This window comes from Collimonas fungivorans, from assembly GCF_028292705.1.
GTDB lineage: Bacteria > Pseudomonadota > Gammaproteobacteria > Burkholderiales > Burkholderiaceae_D > Collimonas > Collimonas fungivorans_B.
Genome location: NZ_JAQGLV010000011.1, coordinates 1 through 25,799 on the forward strand (window position 1 = coordinate 1; position 25,799 = coordinate 25,799).

A 25,799-nucleotide genomic window follows, 5' to 3' on the forward strand; every position below is an offset into this window, starting at 1 on the left:
ACAGGCCGAAGAACACCAGCAAGGTATCCAATGGCAGGCGGCGGGTGACGCCGTCCGGGCCGGTGACCTTGATCTCGCTCAGCTTGCCGTCCTTGGTTTCATGGCCGGTGACCTGGCCGACCAGGAACTGCATTTCGTAGGCTTCGCACAAGGCCTTCATCTTGGCGACCGAAGCAGGCGCCGCGCGGAATTCTTCGCGACGGTGCAGCAGCACTACCGATTCAGCCTTGCCGACCAGGTCCAGCGCCCAGTCCAGCGCCGAATCGCCGCCGCCGCAGATTACCAGGTTCTTGCCGTGGAACTGGACAGGATCCTTGACGCGGTAGAACAGCTGCGTATTGTCGAACTGGTCGATGCCGTCGACCTTGATGGTGCGCGGCTGGAACGAGCCGACGCCGGCGGCGATGAAGATGGTCTTGGTGATGAAGCGGGTGCCGGCCGAGGTTTCCAGGTCGAAGCGGTTGTCTTCGCGGCGCGCTACCAGCGTCACTTCCTGGTTCAGGTGGAAGGTCGGTTCGAACGGTTCGATCTGCTTGAGCAGGTTGTCGGTTAGTTCCTGGCCGGTGCAGACGGGGACCGCAGGGATGTCGTAGATCGGCTTGTCCGGGTACAGCTCCACGCACTGGCCGCCGACTACCGGCAGCGAGTCGATGACATGGGCCTTGATTTCCAGCAGGCCGAGTTCAAAGACCTGGAACAGGCCTACCGGGCCGGCGCCGACGATGACGGCGTCGGTTTCGATCACGCTGTTGACGGAGTTGGGTGCTGCTGCAAGTTTGACGGTGGTATCCATACGACGATCTGATTCCTGTTTCAGTTGGGTCCCCCAAAACGCCATGCCAGTAGTGGCTGCGACGGCGCTTGGATTTAAATTTTCGCGAATTCCTGTATGGCTGGGGGCAATGGCCTGGCTTACATTGACGGCTGGCTGCATCGGCCGCCCGGCAAAGGGCGGCTTCCAGCTTAACGTTGCAAGAAGTCTAATTTTTCCTTGACGTCTTTCCATTCCTCGGCTTCCGCCAAAGGAGCGATGGTCTTGGTGATCGACGGCCAGTGACGCGACAGGTCTTCATTCAGTTTGATGAAATGCAGCTGGTCGGCCGGCACGTCTTCTTCAGCGTAGATGGCGTTGACCGGGCACTCGGCGACGCAAACCGCGCAATCGATGCACTCGTCGGGGTCGATCGACAGGAAATTCGGGCCTTGGCGGAAGCAATCAACCGGGCATACATCCACGCAGTCGGTATAGCGGCAGCGAATGCAGGATTCGGTCACAACGTGGGTCATAACAACAGTCCTATCTGTAAATAATGTTCTTGAAGCGGATATTGAGGCGGCGACCGGCGGCTCGGAGCAACTGCTGCCCTTGATATATACCCTGTCGCAAAGCCTTGTATTTTAAGGTAATTCGGGTTTTCCCACAAACAGCTGTTATATAGAATCCATATAAGCAAATGTGAAATTCACATTAGCGGCAATTGCCGGTATTTCCGCAGTTTTACCACATCCGCCGCAAGCTTTTCGAGGCTGCCACAGGATTGCTTGCGTCAGCTTGGCAAAATGGCTATCGTGGACGCCTTTGTTGCTACGGAATAATTATGTCATCTTCCAACGAAAGCTCCACCAGAGCCATTTTTTACGCCTTGGGCGCCAATGGCGGCATCGCGCTGGCGAAGTTTGCCGCCTCGATCTATACCGGCTCGGGCGCCATGCTGGCGGAAGCCATCCATTCGCTGGCCGATTGCACCAATCAGGTATTTTTGCTGATCGGCCTGAAGGAAGCCAAGAGACCGGCAAACTCTTCCCATCCCATGGGCTATGCGCGGGTGGTGTATTTCTGGGCGATGATGGTGGCGCTGCTGCTGTTTTTTGTCGGCGGCGCGTTTTCGGTCATGGAAGGCATCGAGCACCTGAAGCATCCCCAGGCCATCAGCACTCCCTGGGTAGCGCTCGGGGTGCTGGGCGTATCGGTGGTGCTGGAAGCATTTTCCCTGCGTGGTGCGATGGTGGAAATCCGCAAGATTTCAGACGGCAAGCCGTTCATGCAGTGGTTCCGCGAAACCCGGCAGTCGGAGCTGATGGTGGTGGCGGGCGAAGACATCGCCGCGCTGGCAGGGCTGGCGCTGGCGTTTGCTGCGGTGCTGCTGACGGTGGTGACCGGCAACCCGCTGTGGGACGCCTGCGGCACGATCGCGGTCGGCCTGCTGCTGATGATCGTCGCGGTGATGGTGATCCGCGAAGTGAAGGCCATGGTCACCGGCGAGTCGGCGGCGCCCGAGGTGCATGCCGCCATCAAGGCGCATATCGAAGCCGACGCCGACGTGGCGGCCGTCAGGAACCTGATTTCCATGCAGTGGGGCGAGCAGGTCATGATCGCGGTGCAAGCCGTGATGCGGCCGCAGCCTACCGATGTGGCGCTGGTCGACGCCATCAACCGCATCGAGGCCGGGATCCAGCAGCGCTGGCCGCAGGTGCACTGGTGTTTCTTCGAGCCGGACCATGCGGCGGCCGCTGAAGAGGCCATATAAAAAAATCCGTGGCAATGTGACGAGTGCGATAAAATTGTCACGCTGTCATCTCCAGCAGATGCATGTCGCAAGCTTTGCCAGCCATACCGCCAACCGAAGATTGTTATGCCGCAGCGCAAATCTACGGGGTATCGGGGGCCGATGCCTGATCATTTCATTAGGGAGCATTGCCATGAGTCGGCGTTTGTCACGATTTTCTCTGCAGTTTCTGTCGCTGGTCCTCGCGCCCGCCATGTTTCCCCTGGCGCATGCCGCCGGGCCGCTCACGGTTCCCAATTCGGTAATCCAGTCCAATGCCGCAAGTTCAGGCAATGGATTCAACAGCTTGTCGGCCGAAGACCGAAGAAAGTTGCTGGCGGCTCCCGACGGCGATGCGCCGGCAAACGCGGCTGGCGCCGGCCTGAATCTGAAAGACAACAGCTATTGCAAGGAACTGCAGCAGCAAATCGCGCGTGCGCAACAGGCGGCGCCGGCAGCGGCGGCCGATACCTATCCGGCGGGGCAAGCGCGCAACGATCCGAACCGGCGCTATCAGCCGGCGGGCGGCAACGTCTTGCAATACGATGAACGCAGCAAGCTGGAAGCGCGCTATCACAGCGAATGCAACAAATAAAATTGCCATATTGGATTGCCATGAACCTACACTTTCCGTCGTTTCCGCGTTTTCCATTCATCGTACTGATCGTTTTGATCGGCGCCGCCGGACAGCCGGTGCTGGCTGCCGACTTGCCTGCCGCCGCCGATCCGGCGGTCCACTTCAATGCCGCCGGCATCCGCAACAGCTTTAACAATCTGTCTCGCGAAGACCGGAGGGACTTGCTGGGCGCGCCGGAACAGGACTCGCCGTCGACGGCAAGCAGCCGCAGCCGGGCCATGAACAAGGCGCAGCGCTGCGAGGGGCTGGAACAGCAACTCAAGGGAGTGGCGTACCGCGAGCCGATCATCGCTCCCGATTTTTATCCGAATGCGGACCTGTCCCGGACCTATCCCGGCCAGCCGAATCGCGAACCCAACGGGGCAAGGCCTAACTATGCCGAGCCGAACAAGGAGCGCAGCAATGTATCGTTGATGGACTTCTTTTTCGGATCGTCGAAGGAACAGCCGCGCAGCCAGCGCCGCGAGCTGGAAACGCGCTATTCCGCCGTCTGCAGCTGATCAGGCTGCCGTTGTAAGATGCGAGACCGGTTCAGGCAAGCCCCGGGTTTCGCTAACCACTCACCGCCATGTAAGCAAAGACCATGATCATTACTTCGCTGCTCGACACAGATCTGTATAAATTCACGATGATGCAGGTGGTCTTGCATCATTTCCCTGCAGCGGAAGTGGAGTATCGCTACAAGTGCCGCAACAAGGGCATCGACCTGCGGCCTTATGTCGACGAAATTCGCGACGAGATCGCCGGGCTGTGTCGCCTGCGTTTCCAGGAACAGGAACTGGCCTACCTGGGCAGCATGCGTTTCTTCAAGAGCGATTTCATCGATTTCCTCAGCCTGTTCCACCTGCAGCAGAAATACATCAGCGTGCAGCCGTCGGCGGCGGACAACGGCGAGATCGATATCACGGTCAAGGGACCGTGGCTGCACACTATCCTGTTTGAAGTGCCGGTGCTGGCGATCGTCAATGAAGTCTATTTCCGCGCCACCCAGACCGCGCCGGATCATGCCGAAGGGCGCAAGCGCCTGCAAGACAAGATGGCCTTGATCCGCGACAATCCCGCCATGGCCGGCTGCAAGGTGGCCGACTATGGCACGCGCCGGCGTTTTTCCCGCAGCTGGCACGAAGAAGTGGTGCAGACCCTGCAGCGCGATTTTGCGCAGCACCTGGTCGGCACGTCCAATGTCCATTTCGCCATGAAGTACGGCATGACGCCGCTGGGAACGATGGCGCATGAATACCTGCAAGCCTGCCAGTCGCTCGGCCCGCGGCTGCGCGATTCGCAGATTTACGGCTTTGAAATGTGGGCCAAGGAATACCGCGGCGATCTTGGCATCGCCTTGTCCGATGTTTACGGCATGGCGGCCTTCCTGCGCGATTTCGACCTGTACTTCTGCAAGCTGTTTGACGGCGCCCGCCACGATTCCGGCGATCCGTTCGAATGGGGCGAGCGCCTGATCAAGCATTACCAGGACAACCGCGTCGATCCCTCGACCAAGACGCTGGTGTTTTCCGACAGCCTCGATTTCGGCAAGGTCAACGAGCTCTACCTGCGTTTCAAGGACCGGACCCGGGTGGCGTTCGGCGTCGGCACCAACCTGACCAACGACCTCGGCTACACGCCCTTGCAGATCGTCATGAAGATGGTGCGCTGTAACGGCCAGCCGGTGGCCAAACTGTCGGATACGCCGTCCAAGAACATGTGCGACGACCAGGCCTATCTGAATTACCTGCGCCAGGTTTTCGAGATTGCGGAGCCGGTTGCCGCCGCAACTTAGTGTCTTTGTTATTTGTTTGATATCAATTTCGAGCTAAAATAGTCCGCTTTCGATCGATCACCTTACATGGAAGACTACATTGCATAAGAAAATACTCGCTATCCTGATTGCCTTCCTGCCCTTGGCTGCGCAAGCGGCAGAACTGGACGGGGCCCAGCTGTCGGTCTGGTGGGGCGTGCCGTTCATGGGCCTGCTGCTGTCGATTGCGCTCGGTCCGCTGCTGGCGCCGACTTTCTGGCACCATCATTTCGGCAAGATCGCGGTAGCGTGGTCGCTGGCTTTCTTGATTCCCTGCGCGCTGGGGTTCGGCGCGGCGACTGCCGCCGCCGGCGTGGTGCATGCCTTCCTGGCCGAGTATTTTCCTTTCATCATCCTGCTGACCGCCTTGTTCGTGGTGGCCGGCGGCATCTGCCTGCGCGGCAACCTGCACGGCACGCCGGCCCTGAATACCGGCTTGCTGGCGATTGGCACCCTGCTGGCCAGCCTGATGGGCACCACCGGCGCCTCGATGCTGCTGATCCGGCCGCTGATCCGCGCCAACGACAATCGCAAGCATGTCGTGCATATCGTGGTCTTCTTCATTTTCCTGGTGGCCAATGCCGGCGGCGCCTTGACTCCGCTTGGCGATCCGCCCCTGTTCCTGGGTTTCTTGAAGGGCGTGGATTTTTCCTGGACCCTCAAGAACATTTTTGGCGAAACCCTGTTCATGTGGGTTTCCCTGCTGGTTATTTTTTATTTGCTGGACCGTTTTTATTTCCATAAGCGCGAGGAAGAATTTGCACCGTCGCTCGATCCGACGCCGGACGACGCCAGGCTGCGTTTCGAAGGGAAATTCAATTTCGTCCTGCTGGCCGTGGTGGTGCTGCTGGTGCTGATGAGCGGCTTCTGGAAACCGGGTGTCAGCTACAACATCTATGGCACTACGGTGGAACTGCAGAACCTGCTGCGCGACGGCCTGCTGGTGGTCGTGATCCTGGCTTCGCTCTGGCTGACGCCCAAGATCGCCCGTGAAGGCAACGACTTCAGCTGGGGACCCATCCTTGAAGTGGCCAAGCTGTTTGCCGGGATCTTCGTCACCATCGCCCCGGTGATCGCCATGCTGCGCGCCGGCGAGCAGGGCGCTTTCGGCCTGGTGGTCAGCGCTGTCACCGGCGCCGACGGCCAGCCCAACAACATCATGTATTTCTGGGCCACCGGCATCCTGTCGTCGTTCCTTGACAATGCGCCGACCTACCTGGTGTTCTTCAATACCGCGTCCGGCGATGCGGGTGAGCTGATGACGCGGCTGGCGGCGACGCTGGCGGCGATTTCCTGCGGCGCCGTGTTCATGGGCGCCAACAGCTACATCGGCAACGCGCCTAACCTGATGGTGAAAGCCATCGCCGAAGAGCGCGGCATCCGCATGCCTTCCTTCTTCGGCTACATGGGTTGGGCATGCGTGGTACTGTTGCCATTGTTTGTAGTGATGACTTTTATTTTTTTCCGTTGATTTTTTCCCGTTAGTGGCAGAACCATGAAACCAAAGATATTGATGGCGCGCGCCGTGTTTCCGGAAGTGATCGCCGGCTTGCAGCAGCATTTCGAAGTTGAAAGCAACCAGGACGACCGCATCTTCAGCGCGGCCGAACTGGCGCAAAAACTGAGCGACAAGGATGGTGTGATCGCCACCGCCAGCGAACGCATCTCGGCCGAATTGCTGCAGGCCTGTCCGCGCCTGAAAGCGGTCTGCAACCAGGCGGTCGGTTATAACAATATCGATGTCGCGGCAGCCACCAAAGCCGGTGTGATGGTGACCAATACGCCGGACGTGCTGAACGAAACCACCGCCGATTTCGGCTGGGCCTTGCTGATGGCGACTGCGCGCCGGGTCACGGAGTCCGAGCACTGGCTGCGCGCGGGACATTGGAAGCAGTGGCGCTACGACAGTTTCCTGGGGGCGGATGTGCATGGCGCCACGCTCGGCATCATCGGCATGGGACGCATAGGGCAGGCGATTGCGCGGCGTTCGTTGGGCTTCGACATGCAGGTGCTGTACCACAACCGCTCACGCCTGGCGCCTGAGCTCGAGGCGCGCGCCAACAACGCGCGTTATGCCGGCAAGGAAGAATTGCTGGCGGCGGCCGACCATGTGATCCTGGTGCTGCCGTATTCCAAAGAGTCGCATCACACCATCGGCGCTGCCGAGCTGGCCTTGATGAAACCGGGCGCGACCCTGGTCAACCTGGCGCGCGGCGGCATCGTCGACGACCTGGCGCTGATCGCGGCATTGCGCGACAGGAAAATCGCCGCTGCCGGACTCGATGTATTCGAGAACGAGCCGGCGCTGCATCCTGGTTTCCTGGAACTGTCGAATGTGGTGCTGACGCCGCATATCGCCAGCGCCTCCGAACCTACCCGGCGGGCGATGGCCGACTGTGCCGCGGCCAACCTGCTGGCGGCCTTGCTGCCGACGGTAGAGCGCAAGTGGCCGCCGAACCTGCTTAATCCTGAAGTGCTGGGCCGGGTTACGCTTAGCCGGGCTACGCTTAGCTGAGCGGACCCGGATCCCGTTTTAGTCTTTCAGGCTTTCGATCAGGTCGATGTACTGCTGCTGGGCGGCCTCCTGAGTGCTGCCTTTCAGCTCATTCCATGCATCCCATTTGGCGCGGCCGACAAAGTCGGTCATGCCGGGGCGATCGCCGGTGGCATCGCCGCTGCTGCCTTGCTTGTACAGCCCGTATATTTTCAACAAAGTCATGTTGTCAGGGCGTTCCGGTAAATTCTTGGAATCGGCTTGTGCTTGTTCGAACTGGGCTTGGAGGGTCATGAGAGTCTCGTATCAAAAAGAGGAGAAAATCGAGGAGAAAATCGAATCAGTCGGGAGTGACCGCGCCAACTACCGCGGAGCCCGCCTTGACTGTGCCTTCAACTACGGTAGAAGCAACGCTGACCGCCGCGCTGCCGACGCTGACCCCGGCGCCGACCACGCTGGTGGTCACGCTGACCACCGTGCAGGCGCCGAGCAGCGGCACGGCAAGCAGCAGCGACGCAGCCAGGCGAAGCGGGATCAGGCCTGACAGGCTGAAATGTTTCATCGAGGCGCCGTTGGACTTATACGCCCAGCAGTTCGACTTCGAAAATCAGGGTGGCGTTTGGCGGAATCACGCCGCCGGCGCCGCGCGGGCCGTAACCGAGGGCTGCCGGAATGATCAGTGTGCGTGTGCCGCCGATTTTCATGCCTTGCACGCCTTCATCCCAGCCCTTGATGACGTGGCCGGCGTTCAGCGGGAATTCGAACGGGTCGCCGCGGTCCTTGCTGGAGTCGAACTTCTTGCCGGCGCTGCCGTCGGAGTTCTGCAGCCAGCCGGTGTAATGCACGGTCACATGGTCGCCGGCTTTTGCTTCAGCGCCGTCGCCAACGATGACATCTTCATACTGCAGGCCGGAAACGGTAGTGGTGGTCGACATGGGAGTCCTTTTCAAAATAGTCAATAGTTGCCGGGCGGCGTAACCAGCCGCCTAGCCAAGTAGAGCAGTGTAAACCAAAATCCGGCCGGTAACCCGTGCTGAGGGGCAATCTAGTGTGTTGCTTCGGCCTGGCAAAGTCATTTAAATCTATAGGTGTGATTCATGCGCGGTAAAATAGTTGTTTTCGCTTCTCCGAGTTTCTTTATGTTCGTTGGTCGTTCCCTTATCGCCGCTTGCGGCCTGCTGGCTGCTTTTTCCACTTTCGCGGCAGCGCCTGCCGCCGCCATCGGCAATACCGTGGTTGTGCTGAATTCGCGCGACGCCACCATCACCCTGCTGGACCAGACAACTTATAAGGAAATCAATACTTTTCCGGTCGGCAAGGAGCCGCACCACCTGATGCCGACGCCGGACAACAAGTCGCTGATCGTGGCGGCCGCCACCGGCAATTCGCTGTTGTTCCTGGACCCGAAAAGCGGCCAGCTGCAGAGCCAGGTGAAGGACATTGTCGACCCCTATCAGATCGGATTTTCACCCAACCAGAAATGGTTTATCGCCAACGGCCTGCGTCTTGACCGCATCGATATCTACGGCTACGACGGCAAGAACCTGAAACTGGCCAAGCGCCTGCCGCTGCCGTCCATGCCTAGCCACATGGCGTTCACCGCCGACAGCGCGCTGGCGTTCATCACCCTGCAGGGCAGCGATGAACTGGCCGCGGTCGACCTGGCGACGCAAAAGGTGAAATGGACCATGCCGATCGGCAAGCAGCCGGCCGGCGTCTACATGACGCCCGATAACAAATACCTGCTGGTAGGCGTGATGGGTAGCGATTATGTCGCCGTGGTGGACTGGCGCACCCAGAAGATCGTCAAGAAAATCAAGACCGGCGACGGCGCCCACAATTTCCGTCCGCAGGGCGACAACCGCCATGTGTTCGTCTCCAACCGGGTTGCCGGCAGCATCAACGTGCTCGACCTGAATACGCTGGAAAGCGTTGGCAGCATCGCCGTTCCGGGCGGTCCGGACTGCATGGAAGTGACTGCCGACGGCAAGACCATGTGGGTCACCCAGCGCTGGCTGAAGCGGGTCTCGGTAGTCGACCTGGCCACGCGTAAAGTGATCAAGACGATTGCAGTGGGGCGTTCGCCGCACGGCATCTATTTCAACAATCGCGCTTCCGAGCTGTGATGCCGATGTCCTCCGCAAGCAGGCATCATCTGCTGGCAGCGGCGCTGGCGCTGGTTACCCTGGCGCCGGCTACGCTGTCGCTGGCGCAGCCAACCCGGGCGTGCAGCGGCACGGTCTACCTGAGTTTCGACACCGGCAGCCAGTCGCAAGCCGAGTACATCGCCCAGACCCTGAGGCGGCATCACATCAAGGCCACGTTTTTCATGGCCAATGAAAAAACCGTGAACGGCGACTACACCCTCGATCCGAGCTGGGCGCCGTTCTGGAAAGCGCTGGTGGCTGACGGCCACGCCTTCGGCAGCCATACTTTCGACCATGTGTACGCCAAGCGCGACCTGGCCGACGGCAAGATCGAAGTCAAACCGCAGTTCGGCGCCAACGGCGGCAAGCTGCTGGCCTGGACGCCTCAGCAATATTGCGATGAACTGAACCGCGTCGACCAGCGCTTCCAGACTTTGACCGGCAAGCATATCGATCGTTTCTGGCGCACTCCCGGGGGCCACCTGACGCCGCATACGCTGGCGGCGGGCGAGGCTTGCGGTTATAAGCACGTGGCCTGGGCCGCGGCCGGTTTTTCCGGCGACGAGCTGCCCAGCGACAAATGGCCGAACCAGCTGCTGCTGGAACGCACGCTGAAAAATCTCAAGGACGGTGATATCGTCATGGCGCACCTGGGCATCTGGTCGCGCAAGGATCCCTGGGCGCCGGCGGTGCTGGAGCCGCTGATCAGCGGTCTGGAGAAAAAGGGTTTCTGTTTTGCCACGCTGCGCGACCATCCGGCCTACAAGGGCGACCTCAAGGGACCCGTCGCGGAAGTCAAAGCCGGGAAGGGGAGGGCATCATGACGAATACTTTGGTTGATTGGTTCGCCGCGGCCCAGGCATGGCTGTTCCAGTCCGTGGTGCAGCCGCTCATGTTCCATGCCGGTTTCAGCGAATACCTGGAAGATGCTTTCGACGGCACTGAATGGTTCCTGATCGGCGTCTTCGAACTGGTCGTCCTGTATCTCATCCTGCGGCCGCTGGAAGCCTTGATCCCGGTGCACAGCTTCAGCGACCGGCGCGCGCGCTGGATCGATTTCCTCTATACCGTGCTGTACCGCCTCGGCGCTTTTTCGGTATTCGTGTTTTTCCTGGTCGATCCGCTGATGGCGAAAGCCACCGAGCTGCTGCACCTGCAAGGGATCAATCCGTTCAACCTGGAAAACCTGCTGCCCGGCATGAGCGACCGGCCGCTGCTGACCTTCCTGCTGTACCTGCTGGTGCTGGACCTGTGCGAATACTTTTACCACCGCGCGCAGCACAGTTTCGGTTGGCTGTGGGGTTTGCACAGCCTGCACCACAGCCAGCAAAACATGAACCTGTGGAGCGACGACCGCAACCACCTGCTCGACGGCTTGATCCACGACGTCGTCATGGCGCTGGTGGCGCTGGCGATCGGCGTCGAGCCGGCGCAATACGTGCTGCTGGTGTCGATCACCCGCATGCTGCAAAGCCTGCAGCATGCCAATGTGCGGATCCACTTCGGCCGCCTGGGCGACGCCATCGTCGTCTCGCCGCGCTTTCACCGCTGGCACCATGCGATCGGCATCGGCCATGAAAGCAAGGGCACAGGCACATTGGGCGGCCATAATTTCGGCGTGCTGTTTGCGTTCTGGGATGTCCTGTTCCGCAGCGCCTATTTCGGCAAGACCTTCGAGCATACCGGCGTGCGCGACCAGCTGCCGACGGCAAGCCGGCCGGCGCGCGACTACGGCCGCGGCTTCTGGTCGCAGCAATGGCTGGGCCTGAAGCGCATGGTCGAATTTTCCAGAAGGCAGTCCCGCTGATGCGCCCGGTACTGGTAGCCTTCGGCCGGGCTTTGCTGTCGCAGCTGCATTACCGCATGCTGATGCTGACATTCCTGCCGTTCGTGCTGTCTATCGTGATCTGGGGCCTGGCCCTGTGGTGGGGTTTGCAGCCGATGATCGACTGGCTGCAAAAGAATTATTTTGCCGGTAACGACGGCTGGGGCATTGCCAATTATGTCCCGGGCTGGCTCGGCCTGGGCGCGCTCAAGACGGTCATCGTGCCGTGGCTGGCGTTGTGGGCCTTGCTGCCGCTGATGATCCTGACCGCCTTGCTGTTCGTCGGCGCGTTTGCCTTGCCGGCCACCGCGCGCCACATCGGCCGCCGTCATTTCCCCGACCTCGAAATGCGCCATGGCGGCTCGCTGCTCGGCAGCGCCTGGACGTCGTTTACCGCCTTCCTGCTGTTCTGCGTGCTGTGGCTGGTGACTTTGCCGCTGTGGCTGATCCCGCCGTTCGCCTTCCTGGTGCCGCTGGTATTGTGGGGCTGGCTGACCTATCGGGTGTTCGCCTATGAAGCGCTGGCGGCCCATGCCGACAAGGACGAAATGCGGGCGCTGCTGCGCATCCATCGCTGGCCGCTGCTGCTGATCGGCGTGATCGCCGGCGCGCTGGGCGCGGCGCCGACTGTCTTGTGGCTGGGCGGCGCCTTATGGCTGGTGGTGTTCCCCTTGCTGGCGGCCGGCTCGATCTGGCTGTATGTGCTGGTGTTCGTGTTTACCGGCTTGTGGTTCGAATACTATTGCCTGGCGGCGCTGGCCAAATATCGGGCGGCGGGCCAGGCTGCTATCATTATGGCTGGGCGCGAGGATGGCCAGGTGATCCACCAGTTGTCAGATACGCCGCAATTGTAGGGTTCATATGCCGGTAAAGATTCGGAGTTAAGATCTGCATGGAATGCCTTCGTTATTCATTGTCTTTCTGCCAAATACTTCTATCCATCTTCAGCTAAACGGCGATCCCCATGGCAATCGGACTTATCATCATCGGCGACGAAATCCTGTCAGGCAGGCGAGTCGACAAGCACTTTCCGAAAATACTGGAAATGCTCACTGCCCGCGGCCTTAGCCTGGCCTGGGCCGAATACATAGGCGACGATCCGGCCCGCATCACGGCCACCCTGAAACGCACTTTCGACAGCGACGACATCGTGTTCTGCACCGGCGGCATCGGCGCCACGCCGGATGACCACACCCGCCAGTGCGCCGCCGCGGCGCTGGGCGTGCCGCTGGTGCTGCATCCTGAAGCGCGCGAGAAGATCCGCGAACGGATCGCCGACACCGCGCGCGACGCCGGGCTGGAGCTGAATTACGAGACGCCCGACAACCTGCACCGGCTGAAGATGGGCGAGTTTCCGCAGGGCGCCGCGATCATTCCCAACCCGTTCAACAAGATCCCCGGTTTTTCGGTGCCGCACAAGGGCGCCGGCGCCCACTATTTTGCGCCGGGTTTCCCGGTGATGGCCTGGCCCATGTTCGAATGGGTGCTGGACACCTATTACGCCGACCGTTTCCACCAGAATCCGCAACTGGAACAGTCGGTGCTGGTGTTCGAAGCCATGGAGTCGACGCTGACGCCGCTGATGGAAGCCATCGAGGCGGAGTTCCCGCTGGTGAAAGTATTCAGCCTGCCGCATGTTGGCGATGGCGACACCAGGCGTCATATTGACCTCGGCGTAAAAGGCGAGCCGGTGCAGAGCGCGGCAGCGTTCAAGAAGATGTTGTCGGGCCTCGACCAGTTAAAGGCAGAGTACCGGCCGGCCTAGTGTTCCCGGTTCGCTTCCTGTTCATTTCTTACCCTTAACCAAAGCGTTTGCCGCCAGCTGTCGGCGACCATCCGCTTCTATCTGATTGGCGTCACATGTTCGGATTCCTTTTCAAACGCGCAGAGCGCAATGCGCCGCAACCCGTTATTGCTCCCCAGGCCGCGCTGCGCGCCGAAGCCAGGCAAGTATCAGACGATGCCCGGCAGCAGGAGCTGCAGCAAGCGCAAGGCCTGGCTGATGAAGCCGCCGCAGTGACATTCATTTTGCAATCGGCGTTTGCCGATGCCCGCTTGTGTGCGGCGCAACTGGTGCAGTCGCAAGCGGGTTTGGAACAGGTGCTGCAAGCATGCCGCAACACCGACCGGCGCGTCGCCAAACTGATGCAGGCGCGGCTGGACAGCGAACGCCAGCAACAGCTGATCGCAGGCAAGGCGGCCGCATCCGTGGCCCAGGCACAGCGTTTGCAGCAAGAGCAGCAGCTGATGCCGAACCAGGTGGCGGAACTGGACCGGGGCTGGGACGCCAAGGATGTGCCGGCTGAATTGCAGCAGCAGTTTTCCCAGCTGCGCGCCATGCTTGCCGATCGCCTGGCAGCCCAGGCCGACCTGCAGCGCAGCGCCATCGGCGCGCTGGGCAGCGTGCGCGCATTGCATCAGCAGATCAAGACGGCGATGGCGGCCGAGCCGCACAGCCAGCAGCAACTGGATACGCTGGAATCGCAAATGGCGGCTTGCGCCAGCGACGCCGAGGCGCAGACCTTGCCGCGCCACCTGGCGGCCGAATTTGCACAGGAAGCGCAGGCGCTGCGCAAGCTGCTGTCGGATCTGCAGCAACATCAATCCGCCTTGCAGGCGCGCAGCGATTTGCTGGCAAGCTGGGAAACCGCTGGCGAGACGCTGACTACCGATACGCTGACTACCGATACGCTGAAAGCAGGCTGGTCGGGCTTGCCAAAATTGCCGCCGGCCTTGCTCGACGATAGCCTGGAGCAGCGCTATCAGGCGCTGCTCAAACAACATGCGGTTGTCGCGCCAAGCAAACCTCAGAAGACCCGGGCGCCGGCGACCGAGGCAAGCGAGCGCCCGCAAATCGACGAAGCCCTGGACGGCCTGGAAAAAGCGCTGGAAGACGGTGCGCTGCAAGTGGCGATGGACTTCGACAAAACGCTGCGGGCCATCGATTTCAAGCAGCACAAGCCAAGCGCGGCGCAGAACAGCCGCCTGGTCCAGGCGCGCGCCGAGCTGACCCGGCTGCAAGGCTGGGCGCGCTGGGGCGGCAATGTCTCGCGCGAAGAATTGACCAAGGCGGCGCAAGAGTTGCAGCAGCAAGCGCTGGCGCCGGCCGAACTGGCAAAAAAGATCGGCAGCCTGCGGGCGCGCTGGAAATCCCTGGACGTCAGTTCGGGGCCGGCGCCGAAAGCCTTGTGGGAAGGTTTTGACAGCGCATGCACCAGCGCTTATGCGCCAGTGGCGGCGCATTTCCAGCAACAGGCCGAGCAACGGCATGCCAACCAAGGCAACGCGCGCGCCCTGATCGATGAAGTGCAGCAGTACGCGCAGGCAGCGTTGTTGACTGAAACTATGCAGGACTGGAAAGCGATCGCCCAGTTTTGCCAGCAGAAGCAGCAGGCCTGGAAAAACCTGGGGCCGATCAACCGTAGCGAAAAAAAGACACTCGACAGCAGTTTCGCCGGCGCCATCCAAGCCTTGCAGGCGCCGCTGGCGCAGCAGCAGGCCGGCGAAATCGCCAGGCGCGAACAACTGATTACCGAAGCGGCGCAACTGCCTGCCAACCAACGCGATACCGCCGACCGTGTGAAGGAATTGCAACAACGCTGGCAAGAGCAGGCCAAGGCATTGCCTTTGCCGCGCCAGGACGAGCAAGAACTGTGGCTGCGTTTCCGCAGCGCTTGCGACGCCATCTTTGCCCAGCGCAAGGAAGCCGCATCCAGCGCCGATGCCGAACGGCGCGACAACCTGCGTTTGCGCGAAGAACAATGCGCCGCGCTGGAAGCCGCGCTGGCCCAGCCCGAGGCCGAGTTGCCGAAAATCTTGCAACAGGCACAGCAGGAATGGGCGCATGGCGGGCAGGTGCCGCGTACGGTCCAAGCCCAGGTTGAAGCACGTTTCCAGGCGGCGCTCGGCGCTCTGCAAGCACGGCTGGAGCAGGGGCGGCGCCAGGCAGCGCTGGCGCAAGCCGATGCCTTGCGCGACAAGCTGGTCTTGTGCCAGCAGATTGAAGCCGCCATCACCGCGGCCGAGATCCCGGCCGAAGCCGATTGGCGCAATCGCTGGCAACTTCTGCCGCAGCTGGCGCCTGCATTTGAAAAAGTCGTCGCGGCGCGTTTCGAGCGTGCCTTGCAGAATGCCAGCGGCTATGCCGCCACGCTCGAAAGCCAGCGCCCAGTATTGCAGCAAGAGTTGCTGCGCGCTGAAATCCTGGCCGGCATCGATAGCCCGCCGGCGCTGTCGCGCGAACGCCTGCAATTGCAGGTCGAGGTGTTGCAGGCATCGTTGAAGGCGGGCGGGGCGGCGAAGAATATCGAGCAGCAGCTGTTGCATATCTGCGACTTGCCGGCCTCGATGGACGAGGCGACGCTGCAGCGGCTGTTGCAGCTGGTGGCCCAGGTCAAGCCTGCGGCGGACAAAGCGGCCGGGCAAAAAAATACCCCGGTCAGCCGGGGTAAATAACGATACCGCTATTGCAAGGTACCGAGGAGATTCAGGCTTGGCGCGCCAAGCGCGCCAGCTTTGCAGATTACTTCTTCGAACGGGCAGCAGTAGCAGTCTTGGTAGCCGCTTGCGACAACTGGTCGACAGCGTTGTTGACATTGGTTTCCAGAGTTTCAACAGCTTGCTTGGTGCTCTTGGCGAACTGTTCGTAACCGGCGTTGGCGCTGCCGATGGCCGACTTGACGAAAGCAACTGCGCCTTCTGCGCCAGGAGGCACGTTCTTCGAAGCCTGGTCGACGAATTCGATGACTTTACGCTTGGTTTCAGCAACTTGCGCTTCAGCCGACTTGGTCAGCTCAGCTTGTGTGCTGGAGGCGATGCTGGCGAAATGACGGCCGTAAGCAATCGCTTTTTCAGTGTTCGGCTGGGCCAGTGCGGCGCTCAGCGAGAAAAATTCTTGTGGATCTTTAGCCGAAAACAATTTCTGGGTAGTGGCGTTCGAGTCTTCCAGCGAAGCCTTGGCGGCATTCAGGTTGAGGTCGATCAGCTTTTCCACGCCGGCAAACGCCTTGGTGGTGAAATCGGTGAACAGGGCCAGGTTGGATTCGAAATTGGCTTTGGCGGCGGCTGAAAATTGTTCTGCAACGGTAGACATGGCTTCTCCTAGGATTCGATACTGTAAAAACGACAAATAGGGCGACTCAGGGGGTGGCTAAAATCTAGCCGTTGATTACGTCTGCCAGGGCTTTGAAAGCTCATTGTGCGACGCAACAATTTCATTTTAAATTATTCTGAACCTGTGTCAAGAGAATTTTTGTGCGCTGCAATATATTGTTTATATCGATTAAGACAAAGCTTATGAAATCCATGTATTAGCGTCCATTTATTAGCGCATTGTTTGTTGCCGTTTTGAGCACTCTGCCGTGTGTATTCCCTGATGTTAGACTGACCGTTTTACTGGACCGGCGCCTATCTTGAAAGCCTTCTACAGCGACCATTTCGTGCTGCCCCTGCCAGCCGGCCATCGTTTCCCCATGCAGAAGTACCGGCTGATCCATGAGGCCGCGCTGGCGGCCATCAGCGATATCGATTTCCATGAAGCGCCCACCACCAGCGACGGCGTGCTGGCCTTGGCCCACCATCCGCACTATATAAGCGCAGCCAGCGCCGGCACTTTGCCGGAGAGTGTACAAAAAGCCATCGGTTTCCCATGGACGCCGCAGATGGTCGAGCGTTCACGGCGCTCTGCCGGCGCCACCATCGCCGCTTGCCGCGCCGCGCTGACGGACCCCGGACGGATCGCAGTCAACCTGGCGGGCGGCACCCACCACGCGTTCGCCGACCAGGGCGCCGGTTTCTGCGTCTTCAACGATGCGGCGATCGCGGCCCGGCTGATGCAGGCGGAGCGGCGGGTGCAACGGGTCGCCATCGTCGACCTCGATGTCCACCAGGGCAACGGCACGGCGTCCATCCTGGCCAACGACGATTCGGTTTTCACCCTGTCGCTGCATGGCGAACGCAATTATCCATTTGACAAGGAATGCAGCGACCTGGACGTGGCGCTGGCGGACGGCACCGGCGACCAGGCCTACCTGAGCGCGCTGCAGGATGCATTGGCGGCCATGCTGGAACGCTTCACGCCGCAGCTGATCATTTTCCTGGCGGGCGCCGATCCGCATGAAGGCGACCGACTGGGACGCCTGAAGCTGAGTTTCGACGGCCTCGCGCGGCGCGACGCCATACTGCTGGAGACCGCCGGCCGCCATGCGATACCGGTGGCGATCGCGATGGCCGGCGGTTATGGCAAGAATATACAAGACACGGTGGCGATCCACCTGCAAACTATCTCGCTCGCAGCACACTTCGCGCGCCAGCAGGGCGCCTAGCTGCTTACCCAACCCGGATAATCAATGCATTCAGCCAGCCTTCCCGCCGCACCGCCAGCCCACCGCCTGCTGGCGGCCATGCCCATGGTGTTCGTGCTGCTGTGGAGCACTGGCTTCGTGGTGGCGAAATTCGGCTTGCCGTACGCGCCGCCGCTGACGTTTCTCCTGTTGCGTTTCGCCGGCGTGCTGCTGGTCCTGCTGCCGTTGGTGTTATTGATGCGGGCGCCATGGCCCGCAGGCCAGGTCCGGCATATCGCGTTAGCCGGGATCTTGCTGCAAGGCGGTTACCTGGCCGGTGTCTGGTGCGCCATCAAGCTTGGCATGCCGGCCGGCGTGTCGGCCCTGATTGTCGGCATGCAGCCGATCCTGACAGCATTCGCCGCGCCCTTGATCGGCGAATCGGTGCGGCCGCGCCAATGGCTGGGGCTGCTGCTGGGGATTTGCGGGGTAGGGCTGGTGGTGGCGGCCAAGGTCAGCCTGATCGGCCTGTCCTGGCAAAGCATTTCATTGTGCCTGCTGGCTTTGCTCTCGATTACGCTCGGCACGCTGTACCAGAAACGCAACTGCCCGCAATTCGACCTGCGCACCGGCACCATCATCCAGTTTGCGGCATCGATCGTGGTGCTGTTGCCGTTTGCAATTTTCTACGAACACCTGGGGCCAAGCCTGGACACGGTGCAATGGACGCCGCGTTTCATCGGCGCCTTGCTGTGGTCGATACTGGCCTTGTCGATAGGCGCGATCTTCCTGCTGTTTGCCCTGATACGCAAAAGCGCGGCGACCCGCGTCACCAGCCTGCTTTACCTGACGCCGCCGACCACGGCGCTGATGGCCTGGCTGATGTTCGGCGAAGTCTTCAACCTGCTGGGCATCGCCGGCATGGTGGTGGCGATACTGGGCGTGGTTTTTGTCATGAAAAAATAAGCAGTCCTAAACCGGCAGCAGCATCACCAGTTTAAGCTCAGGCCGGTTGGCCACCCGCAGGTTGACTTGCCGGTACGACAGCTGGCCCAGCGTCGGATGGCTGAAGCGGCGTTCGCCGCCTTCCTTTTCCACCACATCGTGCAGGTTCCAGGCGCGCTTGAACGCGCTGCTGGCGGCGCTCAGGCGCGCCACCAGTTCGGCAATCTCGGGTTCATCCAGGTACATGCCGCAATCGGCGCGGAATTCCGCCGCCAGCCGGCTGGCGCGCTGTTCCCAGTCGCTGATCAGGTTTACCGCGTCGGTCGTGCAGTAGGTGTATTCGAGCAGGTTCCTGCTGGCGGTCTTTTTATCCAGCCAGCCGACGAACAGGGTCTTGGCGGCGCGGTTCCAGGCGACCGCATTCCAGTGGCGGTCCAGCAGGTAGGCCGGGGTCTTGATAGTGTCGGTGACCGCCAGTATTTCGGCCGGGATTTCCTGGCCCAGAGCATTCTGCGCCTGCGGGTCTTTTTTGCCGGACAGTTCAAACAGGTAAGCGCGCTTGGCGCGCGACAGCTGCAAAGCCTCGGCGATCCTTGCCAGCGCTGCCGCCGATACCGACACGGTGCGCCCTTGTTCTATCCAGGTGTACCAGGTGACGCTGATGTCGCACAGCTGGGCCACTTCTTCGCGCCGCAAGCCGGGCGTGCGGCGGCGCGTGCTGCCACCCAGCCGCAATGCCGCGGTCGGGAGCTGGGTGCGCTGGGTCTTGATGAATTCGCCCAGTGCTTTGCGTTTGCCGGTCTGGTCCATGTTTATCCTGTTATTCGTAGTACTAGTATAAGCACTAGTCTTGTAACAGGATAAAAAATAATTACACTGGGTCCTGCCTTGAACGACATTACCTATTACCTATTTTCTGAGGAAAAAACCGATGAGCGTCGCCCGCAATCACGACAAAGTAGTTTCCGAGCAGTTCGGCAGCACCGCCGCCGCCTACCTGACCAGCACCGTCCACGCCCAGGGGGCGGACTTGCAGCAACTGGCCGCCTACGCCAGTAAATTCCCGCAAGGCAAGGCACTCGACGTCGGATGCGGAGCAGGCCACGCAGCTTTCGCCATTGCGCCGCATACCGGCGTGGTGATCGCCTACGACCTCGCCGCCGAAATGCTGGATGTGGTGCAGCACGCCGCCGCCGAGCGCGGATTGAAAAACCTCCACGTGCAGCAGGGCAGCGCCGACCGCCTGCCGTTTGCCGATGCCTCTTTTGAGCTGGTGTGTACGCGATTTAGCGCGCATCATTGGACCAGGCTGCCGGCAGCGCTCGCTGAAATGGCGCGGGTGTTGAAACCGGGCGGCACCTGCATCGTGATCGATACCGCTGCGCCGGAGGATGTGTTGAGCGACACCTATTTCCAGTCCATCGAGTTGCTGCGCGACACCTCGCATGTGCGCAATCGCAGCGTGTCGGGCTGGCGCCAGTTGCTGACCCAGGCCGGATTGCGTCCTGCCGCGGATAAAAGCTGGAAGCTGCCTTTGCAGTTCGATACCTGGGTGGTGCGGATGCGTACGCCGCCGGAACGGGTGGCGGCGATCAAGTCGTTGTGGGACAGTGCGCCGTCGGAAGTATCGGCTTACTTCGAGCTGCAGGACGATTACTCGTTTTCGATAGACGTGGTGCAGCTTGAATGTTACAAATAGTCAGAATATCTGGGCCAGGAGTTGCGGTAAAATCTATCTCGCAAATTCTGGTCCAGACATCGAAAGTCGTTTAATTTAGTGCGCTAACCCTCTAATTCTCTTGCGATTTTTCGGATATTTGCCTACACTGCCACAAAGTTATAGATCGCCGCATATTGGAGCCGCAAATGGGCAAATCCGCGTTAATTGTTTTTTTGTCACTCTTCCTCGTGCTCGCGAACGCGCCCGTTGCCCTTGCTTCAGCTCAAACTAAACACAGCACCGCCAAAAAAGCCGCCAAAAAACCTGCGGCTGATAGTGCTTCCGCCAGTAAAAAAGCCGTAGCCAAATCCGGTTCCAGGAAACGTGTCGTGATCTCGGCGCGCGGCCGTAGCAATACCGCGTCTTTCAATAAAAATGAAAAGCTGGTGAAGAAAGTAGTGATGGTCCACGGCCGTCGCAAAGTGACTTACCAGCGCATCGCATTCGCACCGATGGTGCCGGCTTTGCCGCCGGTACTGTCTGCCGGCGAGCAGGCCGGACTGAACCTGACGCGCGATCCGCTCGAGCTGAAATCGAGCGTGGCGCTGGTGCTGGACCAGAACAGTTCGGAAGTACTGCTGGATAAAAATTCCCACATCGCATTGCCGATCGCGTCGCTGACCAAGCTGATGACCAGCATGGTGGTGGTGGAATCGAAACAGGACATGAATGAAGTGCTGACCGTGACCGATGACGACATCGATCGCGAAAAGCACAGCAGCTCGCGCTTGCGCATAGGTTCGCAGCTGACGCGCGCCGACATGCTGCACATCGCCTTGATGAGCTCCGAGAACCGCGCCGCATCTGCGCTCGGCCGCTCCTACCCTGGCGGCTTGCCGGCGTTTGTGGTGGCCATGAACGCCAAGGCCCGGGCGCTCGGCATGACCGAAACCCACTATGTCGATTCAACCGGCCTGTCGCACTTGAATGTCGCCAGCGCCCGCGATCTGTCGCGCCTGGTGATGGCTGCCTACCAGCATCCTGTCATCCGCCAGTATTCGACCGATTCCAAATATGTCGTGGAGCCGGGCGGCCGTCCGCTGCAATACTCGACATCGAATCACCTGGTCGAAAATCCTGAGTGGCAGATCGGTTTGCAAAAGACCGGATACATCAACGAAGCGGGCCGTTGCATGGTCATGCAGACCACGATTGACGGCCGCCAGATCGTGATGGTGTTCCTCGATTCGCGCGGCAAGTATTCGCGCCAGGCAGATGCAGACCGGGTCCGCAAATGGCTGGCCGATGCGCATCCTGCCACGTTGACGCGGGTAAAAATCGCCGACGGCCAGACCTAGGATCTACCCCGGGACGTAGACTAAGCAGACCGGATTATCATCCGGCATAAAAAAAACAGAGTTTATTCGCAATGAATAAACTCTGTTTTTTTTATGCCCTGTTTTTTATGTCTCGCTGCGATGCTGTGTTTACTGTTGCGAGGTATATCCCAGCACGGCGGAAATCTGGTTCGCGGTGCTGATCAGGTCCTCCACCCATTCCTCTTGCAGGCGATCGGCCGGCGCCGAGATCGACAGGCCGGCCACCATCTTGCCGGAATCGTCGCGGATGCCGGCCGCCATGCAGCGTACGCCCAGTTCCAGTTCCTCGTTGTCGCGCGCATAACCGAGCGCGCGTACCAGGCTCAGTTCGCGCTCCAGCTTGCTGAGGTCGGTAATGGAGTTCTTGTTGTGTCCTGCCAGTCCGGTGCGGGTGGCGTAGGCGCGCACCATTTTCGGATCGTCGATGGACAGGAACAGTTTGCCGGTGGAGGTCAGGTGCAGCGGCGCCCGGCCGCCGATGGCGCGCACCACCTGCATACCTGAGCGTTCTGAAAATGCACGGTCGATGTAGACGATTTCATCGCTTTGGCGCACCGACAGGTTGACCGTCTGGTTGGTCTTGCGATGCAAGCCGCGCATGAAGTCTAGCGCTGCTTCGCGCACGTTGAGCCGGCTTTTGACGACATTGCCCAGTTCCAGCAGGCGCATGCCCAGCCGGTAGCTGCCCGGCTCGGAGCGGTCGACAAAACGTTTTACCACCAGGTCGTTGAGGATCCGGTGCGCGGTCGACGGATGCAAGCCGGTGACGGCCGATAATTCTTTCAGGCTGACCGGATCAGGGTAGAGCGCCAGCGTATCAAGCAGCGAAATCATGCGCTCGATAACCTGGATCGAAATCTTATCGGTGTCGTCGGTAGTAGCTGTTTTCATTGGCGTAATGGTGCATTGCAATGGAATGTTTATATCATAATGTGAAAAGTTATGCTTTGTTATTGTCGCCGATTAGAGTGCATTCACGAGCCGGCGCGCTGGTGCAGGCCATAGGAAAAGCATTTGGCGTGCAGCGCAGCAAGGCTGTTAAAATTCGCTAACGCAAACCGGCGTTTCCATCACAGCAAGCCAGGCCTAGCACAGCATGAGCGAAAACAAGCAATCACCGCAGTCGCAAGAGCAGCAGCCGATCAGCGAATTCAAGAGCACCAGCGGGTTCAAGAGGATTTTTTCAGCGTTCTTCTATTCGGCGGAAGGTTTCAAGTCGGCCTGGAAAAACGAGCATGCATTCCGCCAGGAACTGATGATCGTCATTCCCGGCATCATTGTCGCCTTGCTGCTGCCGGTGACGCCGCTGCAGAAACTGCTGCTGATCGCAGTGCTGGTCTGGATCATCATCATCGAGCTGATCAATTCGGCGATTGAAGCGGTGGTGGACCGGGTTTCGCTGGAACGCAATCCACTGTCCAAGAACGCCAAGGATTTCGGCAGCGCCGCGGTGCTGCTGACTTGCGTGCTGGCTGTCGCTACCTGGGCCGTGATTCTTTACCCCGTTCTGTCCCAAGGCTAAATCCTGCAAAGAAGCTTTTTCGGTTTTCTGTTGCTCATGAATCCATGTTTATGTATATTTGTACGTGTTTATGCATGATTTGAAGCGATATGAATACTGCCAACCTCCTTCTTAAAGAGCGTCACGCTTTTATCCAAGAGCGCCTGCTGGCCGACGGCCGGGTGCTGGCGCTCGATCTGGCGCAGCAACTGAACGTTTCGGAAGACACCATCCGGCGCGACCTGCGCGACCTCGCGGCCGCCGGTTTGTGCACCCGGGTGTACGGCGGCGCGCTGCCGCCGCCCCCTGCAGCCGGGCCGCTGGCTGAAAGGCGGAGCCAGGCGCCGGAGCGCAAGGCACGGCTGGCGCAGGCGGCAATCTCGCTGGTAGTGGCAGACAGCGTGCTGTTCATCGACGCCGGTTCGACCAACCTGGCGATTGCCGCTGCTCTGCCGCAACTGCCGCTGACGGTCGTCACCAATGCCGCGGCAGTCGCGCTGGCGTTGCAGGACCGGCCGGCGATTGAACTGATCATGATCGGCGGCCGGGTTAACCGGCGCAGCGGCGCCAACCTGGGCGCCGCCGCCTTGCGCGACGCCGAACGCATGCGGCCCGATATCTTTTTCCTGGGCGGCTGCGGCCTCGACGCTGCGGCCGGCATTACCTGTTTCAACTACGAAGAAGCCGAATTCAAGCGCAGCCTGGCATCGGCCAGCAAGTCGGTGCTGGTGGCGGCTATCAGCGAAAAATTCGGCACCGCGGCGCCCTATGCGGTGCTGCCTGCCGCCCATCTTACCTACCTCGCGCTTGAGTCCGAGACAGACAGCCACCAGGCCGACGGCTTTGCCCGGCAAGGTGTGCAACTGCTGTACGCAAACGCTGACTGACCTGAAAGCCCAACCATGAACCCTATCGGTCCGAAGCAACGTCTCTCCACCCGCCTGGCATTCCTGAGCGCCGGCCTGGCCATGGCGGCCTGGGCGCCGCTGGTGCCGTACGTCAAGGCGCGGCTGGGACTGGAGGAGGCCGAGCTTGGCTTGCTGCTGCTGTGCCTGGGCGTCGGCTCCTTGCTGGCCATGCCGCTCACCGGCGTGCTGGCGGCGCGCCTCGGCTGCCGGCGCGTGGTCCTGGTCGCCGGCGGCGTGGCTTACCTGCTGCTGCCTTGCCTGTCGCTGGCGGCCAGTCCGCTGCAGCTGGCGCTTGCCTTGTTCATCTTCGGAGCTGCTATCGGCACCCTCGACGTCGCCATGAATATCCAGGCCGTGATGGTGGAAAAAGCCAGCGGCGGCGCCCTCATGTCTGGTTTCCACGGCCTGTTCAGCGTCGGCGGATTCCTTGGCGCCGGCGGCATGGCGCTGCTGTTGTGGAGCGGTTTGAGCCCGCAATGGGCAAGTGTCGTTGCGGCCGCCATCGTGGCGCTGGTGTTGGCGGTGGCCGGTCCGCACTTGCTGCGCGAGCCGGAATCGGGCGAACGCGGGGCCTTGTTCGTGCTGCCGCATGGCGCGGTGATCTTTATCGGCGTGCTGTGTTTTATCGTATTCCTGGTGGAGGGCGCAATCCTCGACTGGAGCGCGCTGTTCCTGACCGCCTCCCGCGGCCTGGACGCCAGCCAGGGCGGACTCGGTTACGCCGCCTTCGCCATCGCCATGACCAGCGGCCGCCTCAGCGGCGACCGCATCGTCAGGCGTTTCGGCGGCAAGCGTGTGCTGCTGCTGGGCGGCCTGTGCGCCGCCGGCGGCTTTTTTGTGGCGGTGCTGGCGCCGACCGCCGGCGCGGCCTTGCTCGGTTTTGTACTGATCGGGCTGGGCGCATCCAATATCGTGCCTATCCTGTTCAGCGCCGCCGGCAGCCAGTCTGCGATGCCGGCCAGCCTGGCGATCGCCGCCATCACCACCATCGGTTACGCCGGCATCCTGGCTGGTCCTGCCCTGATCGGCTTCGTGGCGCATGCCAGCAGCCTGAGCATCGCCTTCGGCGGCCTGGGCTGCGCATTGCTGCTGGTGGCCTCCAGCGCCTATCTTGGCGTAGCCAGGAACTAGCGGAACCGCGCGGCGCTGATGAACTGCGAGTAGGTCTCGCACCAGATGACGACCGTGTTGTATTTGTCCAGGTCAAGCGGCTGCGCCGGCTTGACGATAAAACGGTCGAAGGTCTTGATTTCCCCTACGCGCAGGGAGCGCTCCTTGAGCTTGAGGAAATCCGCCTTGTTGTCAATATATCCGGATGTCAGATATACCTTGTAGTCGGGGCCGGGGGCGATGCTACCTTCGAAGACGATGGCGTCGTCGCTTAGGGTCACCGTGCCTTGCGCCCAATGCAGGAAATCGCTTCCCGGCAAATCCTTCTTGAACATCCCGCTATGGCGCGCCGCGCTGCTTGCCTGTTTAAGCTCGGCTGGGCTCGGGCCGGCGCCGGCGGTGAGAATCGGCAATAGATAGATGCCGCCGGCAAAACCAATGGCAACAGCCAGCAGGTGGGAGGCGAAATAGGCAAGGAATCTTTTCATGTACGGTCTCGGCAAGAGGGATGGGCAACACTGTAGTCATCTAGTCGCCCGATATTGCAATTCCTTACAGCTTGTAAAGCTAT

General features: G+C 60.6%; 28 protein-coding genes. 19 read left to right on the plus strand and 9 right to left on the minus strand.

Annotated elements, in window-relative coordinates; translation table 11 throughout:
* Positions 1-793: NAD(P)/FAD-dependent oxidoreductase (locus JWQ61_RS00370; RefSeq protein WP_304358759.1), on the minus strand; the 793-nt coding region annotated here is incomplete at its 3' end.
* Between the two features lie 170 nt (positions 794-963).
* Positions 964-1,287 (minus strand): ferredoxin FdxA, encoded by a 324-nt coding sequence (fdxA, locus tag JWQ61_RS00375; RefSeq protein WP_041742182.1) that lies wholly within the window; start codon positions 1,285-1,287, stop codon positions 964-966.
* Between the two features lie 311 nt (positions 1,288-1,598).
* On the opposite strand from fdxA, the gene JWQ61_RS00380 reads away from it, so the two are divergent.
* From JWQ61_RS00380 to JWQ61_RS00405, 6 genes are all read left to right on the plus strand, one after another.
* Entirely contained in the window at positions 1,599-2,528 is a 930-nt protein-coding gene (locus tag JWQ61_RS00380; RefSeq protein WP_304358760.1) for a cation diffusion facilitator family transporter, read from the plus strand.
* 184 nt (positions 2,529-2,712) lie between these two features.
* Positions 2,713-3,141 (plus strand): hypothetical protein, encoded by a 429-nt coding sequence (locus JWQ61_RS00385; RefSeq protein WP_304358761.1) that lies wholly within the window; start codon positions 2,713-2,715, stop codon positions 3,139-3,141.
* Between the two features lie 20 nt (positions 3,142-3,161).
* Positions 3,162-3,683, plus strand: a complete 522-nt coding sequence (locus tag JWQ61_RS00390; protein ID WP_304358762.1) for a hypothetical protein — start codon at positions 3,162-3,164, stop codon at positions 3,681-3,683.
* An 83-nt stretch (positions 3,684-3,766) separates the two neighbouring features.
* On the plus strand, positions 3,767-4,960 hold the full coding sequence (gene pncB / locus JWQ61_RS00395; protein ID WP_304358763.1) for a nicotinate phosphoribosyltransferase: 1,194 nt from the start codon (positions 3,767-3,769) through the stop codon (positions 4,958-4,960).
* Between the two features lie 79 nt (positions 4,961-5,039).
* Positions 5,040-6,449, plus strand: a complete 1,410-nt coding sequence (locus JWQ61_RS00400) for a sodium:proton antiporter (protein WP_304358764.1) — start codon at positions 5,040-5,042, stop codon at positions 6,447-6,449.
* Between the two features lie 24 nt (positions 6,450-6,473).
* Positions 6,474-7,493, plus strand: coding sequence for a D-glycerate dehydrogenase (locus JWQ61_RS00405; protein ID WP_304358765.1), 1,020 nt, complete (start codon positions 6,474-6,476; stop codon positions 7,491-7,493).
* Between the two features lie 18 nt (positions 7,494-7,511).
* On the opposite strand, the gene JWQ61_RS00410 is transcribed toward JWQ61_RS00405, so the two are convergent.
* From JWQ61_RS00410 to JWQ61_RS00420, 3 genes are read right to left on the minus strand one after another with little or no spacing between them, the layout of a single operon-like run.
* Positions 7,512-7,766, minus strand: a complete 255-nt coding sequence (locus JWQ61_RS00410) for an acyl-CoA-binding protein (protein ID WP_304358766.1) — start codon at positions 7,764-7,766, stop codon at positions 7,512-7,514.
* Between the two features lie 46 nt (positions 7,767-7,812).
* A complete protein-coding gene (locus JWQ61_RS00415) occupies positions 7,813-8,034 on the minus strand; it encodes a hypothetical protein (protein WP_304358767.1) in 222 nt (73 codons plus the stop codon).
* A 16-nt stretch (positions 8,035-8,050) separates the two neighbouring features.
* Positions 8,051-8,407 (minus strand): FKBP-type peptidyl-prolyl cis-trans isomerase, encoded by a 357-nt coding sequence (locus tag JWQ61_RS00420; RefSeq protein WP_014007030.1) that lies wholly within the window; start codon positions 8,405-8,407, stop codon positions 8,051-8,053.
* A 204-nt stretch (positions 8,408-8,611) separates the two neighbouring features.
* On the opposite strand from JWQ61_RS00420, the gene JWQ61_RS00425 reads away from it, so the two are divergent.
* The 6 genes from JWQ61_RS00425 to JWQ61_RS00450 all read left to right on the plus strand — a co-directional run bounded on the left by JWQ61_RS00425 (position 8,612) and on the right by JWQ61_RS00450 (position 15,899).
* A complete protein-coding gene (locus JWQ61_RS00425; protein ID WP_304358768.1) occupies positions 8,612-9,598 on the plus strand; it encodes a cytochrome D1 domain-containing protein in 987 nt (328 codons plus the stop codon).
* 5 nt (positions 9,599-9,603) lie between these two features.
* Positions 9,604-10,443: a polysaccharide deacetylase family protein gene (locus JWQ61_RS00430; protein WP_304358769.1), complete on the plus strand. Its 840-nt coding sequence runs from the start codon at positions 9,604-9,606 to the stop codon at positions 10,441-10,443.
* Positions 10,440-11,426 (plus strand): sterol desaturase family protein, encoded by a 987-nt coding sequence (locus JWQ61_RS00435; protein WP_304358770.1) that lies wholly within the window; start codon positions 10,440-10,442, stop codon positions 11,424-11,426. Before JWQ61_RS00430 ends, JWQ61_RS00435 begins: the two co-directional genes overlap by 4 nt.
* Complete coding sequence (locus tag JWQ61_RS00440) at positions 11,426-12,298, plus strand: EI24 domain-containing protein (protein WP_304358771.1); 873 nt, start codon at positions 11,426-11,428, stop codon at positions 12,296-12,298. Before JWQ61_RS00435 ends, JWQ61_RS00440 begins: the two co-directional genes overlap by 1 nt.
* A 110-nt stretch (positions 12,299-12,408) precedes the next feature.
* Positions 12,409-13,209, plus strand: coding sequence for a competence/damage-inducible protein A (locus tag JWQ61_RS00445; RefSeq protein ID WP_304358772.1), 801 nt, complete (start codon positions 12,409-12,411; stop codon positions 13,207-13,209).
* Positions 13,210-13,304: 95 nt separating this feature from the next.
* Positions 13,305-15,899, plus strand: coding sequence for a DUF349 domain-containing protein (locus tag JWQ61_RS00450; protein WP_304358773.1), 2,595 nt, complete (start codon positions 13,305-13,307; stop codon positions 15,897-15,899).
* Positions 15,900-15,966: 67 nt separating this feature from the next.
* Here JWQ61_RS00450 and JWQ61_RS00455 read toward each other — a convergent pair whose 3' ends face one another.
* Complete coding sequence (locus JWQ61_RS00455; RefSeq protein WP_061540997.1) at positions 15,967-16,536, minus strand: phasin family protein; 570 nt, start codon at positions 16,534-16,536, stop codon at positions 15,967-15,969.
* Between the two features lie 319 nt (positions 16,537-16,855).
* Between JWQ61_RS00455 and JWQ61_RS00460 the strand changes: the two genes are divergently transcribed.
* Together JWQ61_RS00460 and JWQ61_RS00465 are read left to right on the plus strand one after the other, a co-directional pair.
* A complete protein-coding gene (locus JWQ61_RS00460; RefSeq protein WP_304358774.1) occupies positions 16,856-17,767 on the plus strand; it encodes a histone deacetylase in 912 nt (303 codons plus the stop codon).
* A gap of 24 nt (positions 17,768-17,791) precedes the next feature.
* Positions 17,792-18,691: a DMT family transporter gene (locus JWQ61_RS00465; RefSeq protein ID WP_304358775.1), complete on the plus strand. Its 900-nt coding sequence runs from the start codon at positions 17,792-17,794 to the stop codon at positions 18,689-18,691.
* A 6-nt stretch (positions 18,692-18,697) separates the two neighbouring features.
* On the opposite strand, the gene JWQ61_RS00470 is transcribed toward JWQ61_RS00465, so the two are convergent.
* Positions 18,698-19,480 (minus strand): helix-turn-helix transcriptional regulator, encoded by a 783-nt coding sequence (locus tag JWQ61_RS00470; RefSeq protein WP_304358776.1) that lies wholly within the window; start codon positions 19,478-19,480, stop codon positions 18,698-18,700.
* A gap of 121 nt (positions 19,481-19,601) precedes the next feature.
* Here JWQ61_RS00470 and JWQ61_RS00475 point away from each other — a divergent pair, with 121 nt between their 5' ends.
* The gene (locus JWQ61_RS00475; RefSeq protein ID WP_304358777.1) at positions 19,602-20,369 is read left to right on the plus strand and encodes a class I SAM-dependent methyltransferase; all 768 of its coding nucleotides are present in this window, start codon (positions 19,602-19,604) and stop codon (positions 20,367-20,369) included.
* Positions 20,370-20,536: 167 nt separating this feature from the next.
* A complete protein-coding gene (gene pbpG / locus JWQ61_RS00480) occupies positions 20,537-21,688 on the plus strand; it encodes a D-alanyl-D-alanine endopeptidase (protein WP_304358778.1) in 1,152 nt (383 codons plus the stop codon).
* Positions 21,689-21,817: 129 nt separating this feature from the next.
* On the opposite strand, the gene JWQ61_RS00485 is transcribed toward pbpG, so the two are convergent.
* Complete coding sequence (locus JWQ61_RS00485; protein WP_061540991.1) at positions 21,818-22,600, minus strand: IclR family transcriptional regulator; 783 nt, start codon at positions 22,598-22,600, stop codon at positions 21,818-21,820.
* Positions 22,601-22,805: 205 nt separating this feature from the next.
* Here JWQ61_RS00485 and JWQ61_RS00490 point away from each other — a divergent pair, with 205 nt between their 5' ends.
* The 3 genes from JWQ61_RS00490 to JWQ61_RS00500 all read left to right on the plus strand — a co-directional run bounded on the left by JWQ61_RS00490 (position 22,806) and on the right by JWQ61_RS00500 (position 25,249).
* Positions 22,806-23,231 (plus strand): diacylglycerol kinase, encoded by a 426-nt coding sequence (locus JWQ61_RS00490; RefSeq protein WP_120235093.1) that lies wholly within the window; start codon positions 22,806-22,808, stop codon positions 23,229-23,231.
* A gap of 89 nt (positions 23,232-23,320) precedes the next feature.
* Positions 23,321-24,097, plus strand: a complete 777-nt coding sequence (locus JWQ61_RS00495) for a DeoR/GlpR family DNA-binding transcription regulator (RefSeq protein WP_304358779.1) — start codon at positions 23,321-23,323, stop codon at positions 24,095-24,097.
* Between the two features lie 15 nt (positions 24,098-24,112).
* Positions 24,113-25,249 carry an MFS transporter gene (locus JWQ61_RS00500; RefSeq protein WP_304358780.1) on the plus strand — a complete coding sequence of 379 codons (1,137 nt, stop codon included), beginning with the start codon at positions 24,113-24,115 and terminating at the stop codon, positions 25,247-25,249.
* On the opposite strand, the gene JWQ61_RS00505 is transcribed toward JWQ61_RS00500, so the two are convergent.
* Positions 25,246-25,716 carry a DM13 domain-containing protein gene (locus tag JWQ61_RS00505; RefSeq protein WP_304358781.1) on the minus strand — a complete coding sequence of 157 codons (471 nt, stop codon included), beginning with the start codon at positions 25,714-25,716 and terminating at the stop codon, positions 25,246-25,248. The genes JWQ61_RS00500 and JWQ61_RS00505 overlap by 4 nt on opposite strands.
* Between the last annotated feature and the right edge of the window lie 83 nt (positions 25,717-25,799).

What these genes read in the sequence shown, in the direction of transcription:
- JWQ61_RS00485 (WP_061540991.1), bottom strand. Translation starts at nt 22,600, where the DNA reads ATGAAAACAGCTACTACCGACGACACCGATAAGATTTCGATCCAGGTT.
- JWQ61_RS00470 (WP_304358776.1), bottom strand. Translation starts at nt 19,480, where the DNA reads ATGGACCAGACCGGCAAACGCAAAGCACTGGGCGAATTCATCAAGACC.
- JWQ61_RS00405 (WP_304358765.1), top strand. Translation starts at nt 6,474, where the DNA reads ATGAAACCAAAGATATTGATGGCGCGCGCCGTGTTTCCGGAAGTGATC.
- JWQ61_RS00415 (WP_304358767.1), bottom strand. Translation starts at nt 8,034, where the DNA reads ATGAAACATTTCAGCCTGTCAGGCCTGATCCCGCTTCGCCTGGCTGCG.
- JWQ61_RS00390 (WP_304358762.1), top strand. Translation starts at nt 3,162, where the DNA reads ATGAACCTACACTTTCCGTCGTTTCCGCGTTTTCCATTCATCGTACTG.
- JWQ61_RS00430 (WP_304358769.1), top strand. Translation starts at nt 9,604, where the DNA reads ATGTCCTCCGCAAGCAGGCATCATCTGCTGGCAGCGGCGCTGGCGCTG.
- pncB (WP_304358763.1), top strand. Translation starts at nt 3,767, where the DNA reads ATGATCATTACTTCGCTGCTCGACACAGATCTGTATAAATTCACGATG.
- JWQ61_RS00505 (WP_304358781.1), bottom strand. Translation starts at nt 25,716, where the DNA reads ATGAAAAGATTCCTTGCCTATTTCGCCTCCCACCTGCTGGCTGTTGCC.
- JWQ61_RS00455 (WP_061540997.1), bottom strand. Translation starts at nt 16,536, where the DNA reads ATGTCTACCGTTGCAGAACAATTTTCAGCCGCCGCCAAAGCCAATTTC.
- JWQ61_RS00410 (WP_304358766.1), bottom strand. Translation starts at nt 7,766, where the DNA reads ATGACCCTCCAAGCCCAGTTCGAACAAGCACAAGCCGATTCCAAGAAT.
- JWQ61_RS00420 (WP_014007030.1), bottom strand. Translation starts at nt 8,407, where the DNA reads ATGTCGACCACCACTACCGTTTCCGGCCTGCAGTATGAAGATGTCATC.
- JWQ61_RS00490 (WP_120235093.1), top strand. Translation starts at nt 22,806, where the DNA reads ATGAGCGAAAACAAGCAATCACCGCAGTCGCAAGAGCAGCAGCCGATC.
- JWQ61_RS00435 (WP_304358770.1), top strand. Translation starts at nt 10,440, where the DNA reads ATGACGAATACTTTGGTTGATTGGTTCGCCGCGGCCCAGGCATGGCTG.
- JWQ61_RS00445 (WP_304358772.1), top strand. Translation starts at nt 12,409, where the DNA reads ATGGCAATCGGACTTATCATCATCGGCGACGAAATCCTGTCAGGCAGG.
- pbpG (WP_304358778.1), top strand. Translation starts at nt 20,537, where the DNA reads ATGGGCAAATCCGCGTTAATTGTTTTTTTGTCACTCTTCCTCGTGCTC.
- JWQ61_RS00495 (WP_304358779.1), top strand. Translation starts at nt 23,321, where the DNA reads ATGAATACTGCCAACCTCCTTCTTAAAGAGCGTCACGCTTTTATCCAA.
- JWQ61_RS00450 (WP_304358773.1), top strand. Translation starts at nt 13,305, where the DNA reads ATGTTCGGATTCCTTTTCAAACGCGCAGAGCGCAATGCGCCGCAACCC.
- fdxA (WP_041742182.1), bottom strand. Translation starts at nt 1,287, where the DNA reads ATGACCCACGTTGTGACCGAATCCTGCATTCGCTGCCGCTATACCGAC.
- JWQ61_RS00380 (WP_304358760.1), top strand. Translation starts at nt 1,599, where the DNA reads ATGTCATCTTCCAACGAAAGCTCCACCAGAGCCATTTTTTACGCCTTG.
- JWQ61_RS00465 (WP_304358775.1), top strand. Translation starts at nt 17,792, where the DNA reads ATGCATTCAGCCAGCCTTCCCGCCGCACCGCCAGCCCACCGCCTGCTG.
- JWQ61_RS00425 (WP_304358768.1), top strand. Translation starts at nt 8,612, where the DNA reads ATGTTCGTTGGTCGTTCCCTTATCGCCGCTTGCGGCCTGCTGGCTGCT.
- JWQ61_RS00500 (WP_304358780.1), top strand. Translation starts at nt 24,113, where the DNA reads ATGAACCCTATCGGTCCGAAGCAACGTCTCTCCACCCGCCTGGCATTC.
- JWQ61_RS00475 (WP_304358777.1), top strand. Translation starts at nt 19,602, where the DNA reads ATGAGCGTCGCCCGCAATCACGACAAAGTAGTTTCCGAGCAGTTCGGC.
- JWQ61_RS00440 (WP_304358771.1), top strand. Translation starts at nt 11,426, where the DNA reads ATGCGCCCGGTACTGGTAGCCTTCGGCCGGGCTTTGCTGTCGCAGCTG.